This is a genomic window from Schaalia canis (assembly GCF_003858455.1).
Taxonomy (GTDB): domain Bacteria; phylum Actinomycetota; class Actinomycetes; order Actinomycetales; family Actinomycetaceae; genus Pauljensenia; species Pauljensenia canis.
This window is the reverse complement of sequence record NZ_RQZF01000017.1, coordinates 1-9171: the sequence shown is the minus strand read 5'-3', so window position 1 is coordinate 9171 and position 9171 is coordinate 1. Positions and strand designations below refer to the sequence as shown.

4 protein-coding genes are annotated in these 9171 nt (G+C 59.1%); all 4 read left to right on the top strand.

The annotated features are described in order from the left end of the window. Window positions 1–706: 706 nt before the first annotated feature. A complete protein-coding gene (locus tag EII11_RS10185; protein ID WP_124872428.1) occupies window positions 707–2677 on the top strand; it encodes a ribonucleoside triphosphate reductase in 1971 nt (656 codons plus the stop codon). Continuing rightward, on the top strand, window positions 2637–3491 hold the full coding sequence (locus EII11_RS10180; RefSeq protein WP_420820455.1) for an anaerobic ribonucleoside-triphosphate reductase activating protein: 855 nt from the start codon (window positions 2637–2639) through the stop codon (window positions 3489–3491). The genes EII11_RS10185 and EII11_RS10180 overlap by 41 nt, the downstream gene beginning before the upstream one ends. A 72-nt stretch (window positions 3492–3563) precedes the next feature. Continuing rightward, window positions 3564–4313, top strand: a complete 750-nt coding sequence (locus EII11_RS10175) for a LytR C-terminal domain-containing protein (RefSeq protein ID WP_124872425.1) — start codon at window positions 3564–3566, stop codon at window positions 4311–4313. 233 nt (window positions 4314–4546) lie between these two features. After that, on the top strand, window positions 4547–9171 hold a 4625-nt coding region (locus EII11_RS10170; protein WP_124872422.1), incomplete at its 3' end, for a DUF6531 domain-containing protein.

The window sequence follows — 9171 nt, the reverse complement described above, 5'->3', positions numbered from 1 at the left end:
AGCATCAGCAAACAGTAACGCGTAGGCCCCATGAAAATCCTCTAAAGCAACTTCAACACTATTCCTACGCCCCCACCCTTGAGCACGCAAAGCATCAGAAGCAACAGTGCATTGATACGCCAGAGCATGCGCCGCAGACACATCAAACTCAACCCACCGCATACACGCACTCCTTTAGGCTCTTCCAATGAAACAAGAAAGGCGTTCTCATCATAGAAGACCCTGTGCATAAATAAGGTGAAATAGAAGAAAAGGTGCGTACCGACTTCTAGGCGCATCTTCTGGAAGGACTCAATCAGAAATCTGAGAGTCCAAATAGACTAGGATTTAAATCTATTGATGATTTAAGTAGCTTGTGTGCGGTGCGCCACTAAAGGATGGGTTGTCCCCAAGTGCTTTAGGACTCAAGTCCCTGCTTTATGCCTGTGGGGGGCGTGGCGCGCGCGCCACGCCTCCCACAGTGCGTGTCGGGTATTTCTTCTCCACATGACCCTATATATAGTGGTTCAACAGTTCGCCACTCACTACATATAGTGTTTTGAACCTTGAGGAAATGACTGAAGGGCATGAAGAAGCTGATAGCAGCTTCAAGAAAACGGCGACAACACGAGGAACAACGGCGACCACAACGGGACCGACACAACGGAGCTGCTCCCCACGCGTCGCCCTCGCCGCACAGGACGCGACCACAGGAAAGAGTGCCACCATGACTGCGAACCCCCAGCTCGCACCCACACACAACACCGCGCACCGCTACGACGTTGATGCCATCGCCACTATCGACGAATACCTCAGCCGCTCCGACTGGCGCGTTAATGCCAACGCCAACCAGGGCTACTCCCTGGGCGGACTCATCCTCAACACCAGCGGCAAAATGATCGCCAACTACTGGCTTGAGCGCGTCTACACCCCCGAAGCAGGCGGCGCACACCGCGAAGGCGCCATCCACATCCACGACCTCGACATGTTCGCCGGCTACTGCGCCGGATGGTCGCTCAAACGCCTCATCCAAGAAGGCTTTAACGGCGTGCCCGGCGCCATTGCCTCCGCACCCCCCAAGCACTTCTCCTCCGCCTGCGGCCAAATCGTCAACTTCCTGGGCACCCTCCAAAACGAATGGGCGGGCGCACAAGCCTTCTCCTCCTTCGACACCTACATGGCGCCCTTCGTCCGCCTCGACAACCTCAGTTACGAGGACGTGCGCCAAAACATGCAAGAACTCATCTACAACCTCAATGTGCCCAGCCGCTGGGGCTCCCAATGCCCCTTCACCAACCTCACCTTCGACTGGACCTGCCCCGACGACCTCGTCGACGAACACCCCCTTATCGGTGATGAAATCGTTGACTTCACCTACGGGGACCTCGCCGAAGAAATGGAGATGATCAACCGCGCCTTCATCGACGTCATGAGCGAGGGCGATGCAGACGGGCGCGTCTTTACCTTCCCCATCCCCACCTACAACATCACCCCCGACTTCAACTGGGACACCCCCAACGCTGATCGTCTCTTCGAGATGACCGCCAAATACGGCCTGCCCTACTTCCAAAACTTCATCAACTCCGACCTTGACCCGCACATGATCCGCTCCATGTGCTGCCGCCTCCAACTGGACCTGCGTGAACTCCTCAAGCGCGGTAACGGCCTGTTCGGGTCGGCAGAACTCACCGGCTCCGTCGGCGTCGTCACCCTCAATATGGCGCGCCTAGGCTACCTGCACGCCGGCGACGAGGGCGCTCTCATCGCCGAGGTTGACCACCTCATCAACCTCGCTTCCGACACCCTGGAAAAGAAGCGTGCGACCATCCAACACCACATGGACGGCGGACTCTTCCCCTACTCGCGCCGCTACCTGGGCCACCTCGACAACCACTTCTCGACCATCGGCGTTAACGGCATGAACGAAATGGTGCGCAACTACTCTCGGGATGAATATGACATCACCGACCCGCGCGGCTTCGACATGTGCGTGCGCGTCCTCGACCACATCCGCGAACGCATGGTCCACCTCCAAGAAGCCACCGGCCACATGTACAACCTGGAGGCCACCCCCGCTGAAGGCACCACCTACCGCTTCGCTAAGGAAGATGCGCGCCGCTACCCCGACATTATCCAGGCGGGCACACCCGAGCAGCCCTACTACACCAACTCCTCGCAGTTGCCCGTGGGTTACACGGATGACCCCTTCGCTGCCCTGGAAGCCCAGGAGGTCCTGCAGGGCAAATACACGGGCGGCACCGTACTGCACCTGTACATGGGGGAGCGGATGAGCTCGGGTGCGGCCTGTAAGGAAATGGTGCGCCGCTCATTGACCGCGTTCAAGGTGCCCTACATTACGATCACTCCAACCTTCTCCATCTGCCCCGTGCACGGCTACCTGGCCGGTGAACACCACACCTGCCCGCGCTGCGCCGAGCGCGCCGCCGCTATGGGGATTGAAGCTGAGCCGCAACAGTGCGAGGTGTGGACGCGCGTCATGGGCTACTTCCGCCCCGTCCACTCCTTCAATATCGGCAAGAAGGGCGAGTACGCCGAGCGCCTCATGTTCAACGAGGACGCCGCCGCCTCCCACGGTCAACTCGTGTCCGCATTCCCGCCGGTGGGGGCCACCTCAACTGTTGGCGAAGAAAGGGCCGTTGGCGAAGGCAGCGCCGTTGGGGCTGGTACGGGTGCCTGACGAGGCCGGTGCCTGCGCCGCCCACTCGGTTCGCGTTCCTGTCCACCTGGGGAGGAACGCGGACCCGGCCTCGTCCTTCACGGCCGAGGACCTGCAGATCGCGGGAATCTCCGCCATGTCCAGCGTGGACTGGCCGGGCAAACTTGTCGCCACTGTCTTTTGCCAAGGCTGCCCGTGGGCCTGCCCCTACTGTCATAATCACGCCATCATTGACCCGCGTATTCCCGGCGTTGTGGCATGGTCAAGCGTGACAGCTTTGATGGAACGTCGCCACGGCCTGCTTGACGGCGTGGTGTTTTCTGGCGGTGAGGCAACCCGCCAGTGGGCACTCATCCCCGCTATGCGACAGATACGGCAGATGGGTTTCGACGTGGGCCTGCACACCGCCGGCCCCTACCCCGCGCGCCTTGCTCGACTGCTGGATGAAGGTCTGGTGGATTGGGTGGGCCTGGACATTAAGGCCCTGCCCGGCGCTTCTTACGAGGCCGTTGCCGGACGGCAGGGTGCCGGAGAAAAAGCCTGGGAGTCCCTGGATGTGCTCATGTCACACCCCGAGGTCGCCCACGAGGTACGCCTGACGCTTGACCCCTCAGTGCTGGGCGAGGCCCTAGAGATAGCGAGGCGCTGCAAAGCAGCGGGCGTGCGCTCTTTCGCTGTGCAAGAGGTGCGCCTCCAAGGCGTGCGAGACTCCTACGCCCAGGCTTATGCGGATGCTGCGGATGTGGTGCACCTGGCCTGGGAGGATCAACTTGCTGCCCTTACACGCGACATCGACGCCCTCGCTTTTGAGGCGTATGAGCTGCGGCGCGCGTGAAAACGCTGTATTTTCTGATGAAGTAGTCGTGCTTGCCTGCACGAATGGCCCGAAGTCGAGTAGGTTTAACCTGTGAGCCAACAACCGACGCCAATCAGCACGCGGCAACGTTTCTTTGAAAACCGCCAGCGTCGCCAGAACAAGATCTTCACCATCATTGCCACGACCATGGCGGCACTGCTCGTTCTTGCAACACTGGTGGCATCGGGCTTGGTGAGTTTGCCCTTCGAAGAGAAGTTCTCGGAAGCCGTTCATTTTGCTGAAGTGGGAACCAGCCCCTGTCCCTCTGACGAGGCGCTCCCTTCTGTCCCAGAAAACGTCCAAGTGAAGGTATTGAACGGTACCTCTCGTCAAGGGATTGCTGGCGAGGCAACCAACATGCTCGCAACCGCTGGCTTCCACATGCAAGAGGCCGGTAACGCTGACGAATACCCCGGCGCCGTTCTGATTCGCGCAACCGCCTTATCTGTGGATCACGCCTGGACAGTTGCCCGCTACTTCCAGGGCTCCCGCGTAGTCCTTGCCGATGGGTCCGATCCTGTTGTGACAGTCATCCTTGGTGCTTTCTACGACAAGTCGCTCAGCCCCGAGGATGCGGCTCGAATCACGGCCAATCGTGAAGTATTGCGGGGCACTGATAAGTGCAACCCCCTTGACCCTGAAACTGTCGAAAAGCTCAAAGAAATTCGCGAAGCTCAATCGGGTCAGCTCCCTCAATCTGCTGAAGGAGCTGGCGAAGCCCCTGCCGATACTCCGGCCGAAGCGCCCGCTGAAACGCCTGCCGAACAGACAATGACTGAAGCTCCTACTGAGAGTGAATAAGAAGCAACCTAAAAGATTCTCCTCGTTGCAATAAATATTTCATATCTATATAGAAGGAATCGTATCCTCTACTGACTGGCTTGTATTGCTTACTTCGCGGCAATATACGAATAGATTCCCGCATGCCGATCGACCTCGTTAAACTAAGGGGCGTAGGTGTTGTCAGGTTGTTCAGCTTAAGTCTGTTCAGGAATTATTTGTGGCCGCATCGGTCGATATGAGAGGTGATTTTCATGTCGGATTATAGTTTGGATGATCTGAACGCTTCTGCTGATGTTGTGTGGGATTATGGGGTCAGTGGGGATTTGGCTCGGAGTCTTGATTCTGCTGCGACAACCGTGGAGGATCAGATTGGGCCCCGCAATGCGCGTAAGACCACGTCGGGTACTCATTTTGTTGGGTATTACGCGGATTTGTGGGTTTTTAATGTGGGGACTGCGAATCAGGATGCGCGCTTGTTGGCTGAGCGTTTGCGTAGTGTCGCTCAGGGGGTGCGTGATTTAGAGGCGGATGCGCGTGCGGAGCAGGATCGTATTAATGCTGCGCGGGAGTGGAAGCGTCAGAGGGATAGTCGCTCTGGTTTTGATGAGTTCTTAGAGGATATTGATTTTTTGCATTTGTTCCATGGGGAGGCTGCTCCTCCGCGGATGGAGCCAATTCCTCAGATGAACAAGACCTACGACGCTCCGCCGAAGGGACTACGGCGAGAGTTCGCGGGGTCAAGGGCTTCTGAAGTATCGTCGGCGTTGCCTGATGATTTGAGGAGTTTTACTTCTGGGGAGCGTGGTGCTACGGATCTTATTCGTCATCTTCCTGCGCAGCTGCAGGGGTTGGTGGCTGATTTCCGTGCGAAATGCCAGTGGGGACGGTTGGACTGTGATGCTGTTCTGACTGGTTTTAGTGCCTATATTGCCTCTAATGACTTGGATTGTCAGCGTTTGGATGTTGTAGCGTCAAATTTTGAGGCTGCTGGTGGTTCGGGTGTTGTGTCAACGGTTCCGAACTCGGCGATTGGGGCTTCTTTGGCGGCGAATGGGATCTCGGAACAACGTGTTGAGCTGGAGATTCCTGCTGTGCAGGCGATTGGTAATCCGCCGACCTCGGGATATTCGAACGACCCGGTCAACACAGCGACGGGTAATTTTGTTGAGAATGAGGAGGACTTGCGTTTTGGTGGGGCCTCTGCACTGCTGGGGTGGGCTCGTTCGTATTCGTCGTTGAGTGCGAGGAGGGGTGCTCACGGTGTGGGGTGGGCATCTTTTGCCGAGGCTGGGTTGCGTTTCGACTCTACGGGTGCGACGTGGAGGATGGTTGATGGCCGAGAAGTCTTTTTCCCAAGGAGCACCGATGGGTTTGAGCGTGCGCAGCGTGCCAACTACTGGTTGACCGTCAAGGACGACGGCACTGGTTTTGTTATTACGAATAACACAGGAGCGCGCTGGGTTTTTGACGCGGCGGGTGTGCCTGTTTCCTTGAGTACGACAGAGGGTGCGACGCTCTATTTCACATACGAGGATGCTTGTCTGGTGCGCGTGCACAACGTGTGGGGGCGTTGGATCGATGTGGAATGGGATGATGACCTGATTGTTGCTGTTGTTGGCAGTGATGGCCGCCGCGTTGACTACGTGTATGAGGGTGAGCGTTTGGTGGAGGCCAGGACTCCTGGTGGAGTGCGCCGCTATGAGTGGAACGATGAGGGGTTGATTAGTGCTGTCATTGATGGTGATGGCGTGGTTGAGGCGCGCAATACATACGATGAGATGGGCCGAGTGGTCACTCAGGTTTCCCAGTATGGGCGTTTAACGCGTTTTTCTTACTTGTCGGGCCGGGTGACTGCGGTGTCGGATGCTGACGGTGGGCGAGGTAACACGTGGGTGGCTGATAAGTGGGGCCGCTTGGTTGCGGTAACGGACTGTGACGGCAATACGCAGCGGATGTCGTGGGATCCGTGGGGTAACCAGGTGTTGGCTGTGGCAGGTGATGGGTCCCAAACTGTGCGGGTTTTTGATGACCGTGGTCGTCTTGTTACTGAGGTTGATGCCGATGGCACAACAATGCGCATGTCGTATGATGAGCGCGATCGCCTGACCTCGCGCAGTGTGAGTGATGCTGGTGGGGAAGAAATTACCTCAACCACTTTGGAGTATGTGGGGGAGCAGTCTCAGCCGAGCGTCGTTATTGACGGCGAGGGCGGTCGCACGCAGTTGACCTGGCAGAGGGATCTGCTGCACCGCGTTGTGGACCCGATGGGCGTGGTCGTGGAGTTCACATACGACGAGCACGGTGACATGGTTGCTCATCGGGATGGTGCGGGCAATGAGACTCGTATGGTGCGTGACCAGTCGGGTCATGTTATTGAAACCATGAGGCCTTCGGGTGCGTTGACGCGTTACGAGTACACGGATGCGGGCCTGCTTGCGGCTAGGATTGACCCTGACGGGGCCCGGTGGGTGTTTGAATACACCGCTGGGGGGCGTCTGAGCACGGTGATCAATCCTCTGGGAGCTCGTAGCGTTGTGGAAGCGGGCGAGCATGGTGAGGTCAGTGCAGTCATTGATGCTCTGGGCCGCCGGGTGAGTCAGGAGTTCGACGATCTGGGCAATGTGTCCAAGGTAGTGATGCCTGATGGGGCGGCGTGGGAGTTCACCCATGATGCGATGAGCCGCGTTACTCAGATGCTGGATCCCTCGGGCGGGCTGTGGAGCCAGTCGTATGCGGCTGCGGGGCAGCGGGTGGAAAGTGTCGACCCCACTGGGGTGGTGACTGCCTTCACCACGGATCGGGCAAAGCGTCAGCAGAGTGCGGGTGGAGTGGGCCGCGAGCAGACGCTGAGCTTGAACGCGTGGGGATTACCTGAAGGCATCACTGGCGCGGGCGGGGCGCACACTCGTGTGCGTTATGATCGCGCGGGCAGGCCTGTTGAGTTCGTTGATGCTGCTGGCGGCCTGACGCGGGTTGACCGTGACGCAGCGGGTCGTCCCACCCGTGTGCGCACCCCGGGCGGTGCGACGACGCGCTATGAGTATGACGAGTGTGGCCGCATCTGCCGGGTAGTGAACGCTTTAGGGTTTGCCACTACTGTGGTCTATGACGTTGACTCGCAGGTTGTTGAAGAACACGGCCCGGCGGGGGAGCGCGCGTGGCGTCGTTATGACGTGTGCGGTCGCCTGAGCGCTCAGCATGTGCCGGGGGCGGGGACCTGGCGATGGGTCTATGACGCGGCAGGCCGCGTCGTTGAAACGAAAGACCCGCAGTGGGGGCTGCGTCGTTTCCGCTATGACGAGGCTGACCAACTGGTGGCTGTCACGGGCGGTACTGGCGGGGTGACCAGCTATGAGTATGACGCGAATGGCCGTGCTATCCGAGTGATTGATCCCCTGGGTGGGGTGAGCACACGTACCTTCGATGCGATGAACCGCTGCACGAGTCAGACCACGCCACTGGGGGATACGAGTTATGCCTCCTATGATGAGGCTGGCCGGTTTGTGCGTAACGTTGATGCTGATGGGCGCACGATTGACATCGCGTACGAGGATGATGGTTTAACCAAGACGCTCAGTGTTGATGGGCGCCTCTTCTCGCGCACAAGTATTGACCCTGCGGCGCGCACGCGCACGGTTGAGGATTACTCTGATCCGACGGCCCCAATCACGCACGTGTTCTCCTATGACCTTCGGGGCTTGTGTGAGCGTTACGAGCGTGGCGGGCAGGTAACCTCGTGGGCGTATGACGCTGACGGTCACGTCAGTGCGGTGACCACACCCAACGGGCAGACCACCATCTTTGAACGTGGTGCTTTTGGTGTGGTGAGTCGGGTGAGCCACCCGGGTCTGCCAGATGCCGTGTTCGAGTATGACCAGGCCGGCCGGCCCCTGCAGGTCAGTGCGGGAGATGAGAGCGCCCGGTGGGAGTACAAGGACGGCTTCCCCGTCTCTCACACGCTGACCACTGGTGGCGGCCAGGTGGCCTCCACAATGGCCTACACCGAGGATGGCCTCCTGGCCCAGGTCACCACCAGTGGGCAGACAACCCGCTACTTCTACGATGAAGCCGCTCAGATGAGGGGCGCTCAAGGGCCAGATGGGGCGAACTCGTGGACCTACGATCAGGGCGGGCGCCTCACACACGCCACACTAAGTGGGATCACGTGGGAGGGGGAGTACAACGCTGCTGGGCAGCTGATCAGCGCCGCCTCGAAGAACGCGCGGATGACCTACAGTTACGACCGTTCAGGTAGGCGCATCAGCCAAACGCATATGATGGGCAGCAAAGAAACCACTACCGTGTTCGAGTGGTCAACGCTTGGACGCCTCACGAGTATCCGCAAGGATGCCAGCGGGCATCACCAGCACCTCAATGTGGACGCGTTGGGGCATGTGCGCAGCGTTGATGGTCTACCGGTCATCTGCGATGAGCATGGTGGCGTGCGCCAGCTCGGTGAGGACACCCTCATCCAGGCAGGCCCATTGTGCGCGACCAGCAGCGGCGGGTGGATGATGCCCTCGTGGCGGCCTGGCCGCGACACTCAAGCCCACAATCCCTACCAAGCCCCCGCAGTCCGAGTGAGTGTGAATACTGGTGGTGCTGGCAGAGTCGGGGTTGGCTCCCACGGCGAACTACGCCTACAAGGAGGGTATGAATGGATGGGCGCACGCGTCTACGACCCTGCCTCAGCCCTCTTCCTCTCACCTGACCCCCTCGAGCCTGTCACGGGTGCGGGCTGGGTGGCTCACCCGTATGCGTACGCGGGCAATAATCCTGTCAACCTGTTTGACCCTGCGGGGTTGCGCCCTATCACCACAGAAGAACTTGACGCCTACCGTAAAGCTAACGCCCCTAAATGGGGTACTGCGCTGGC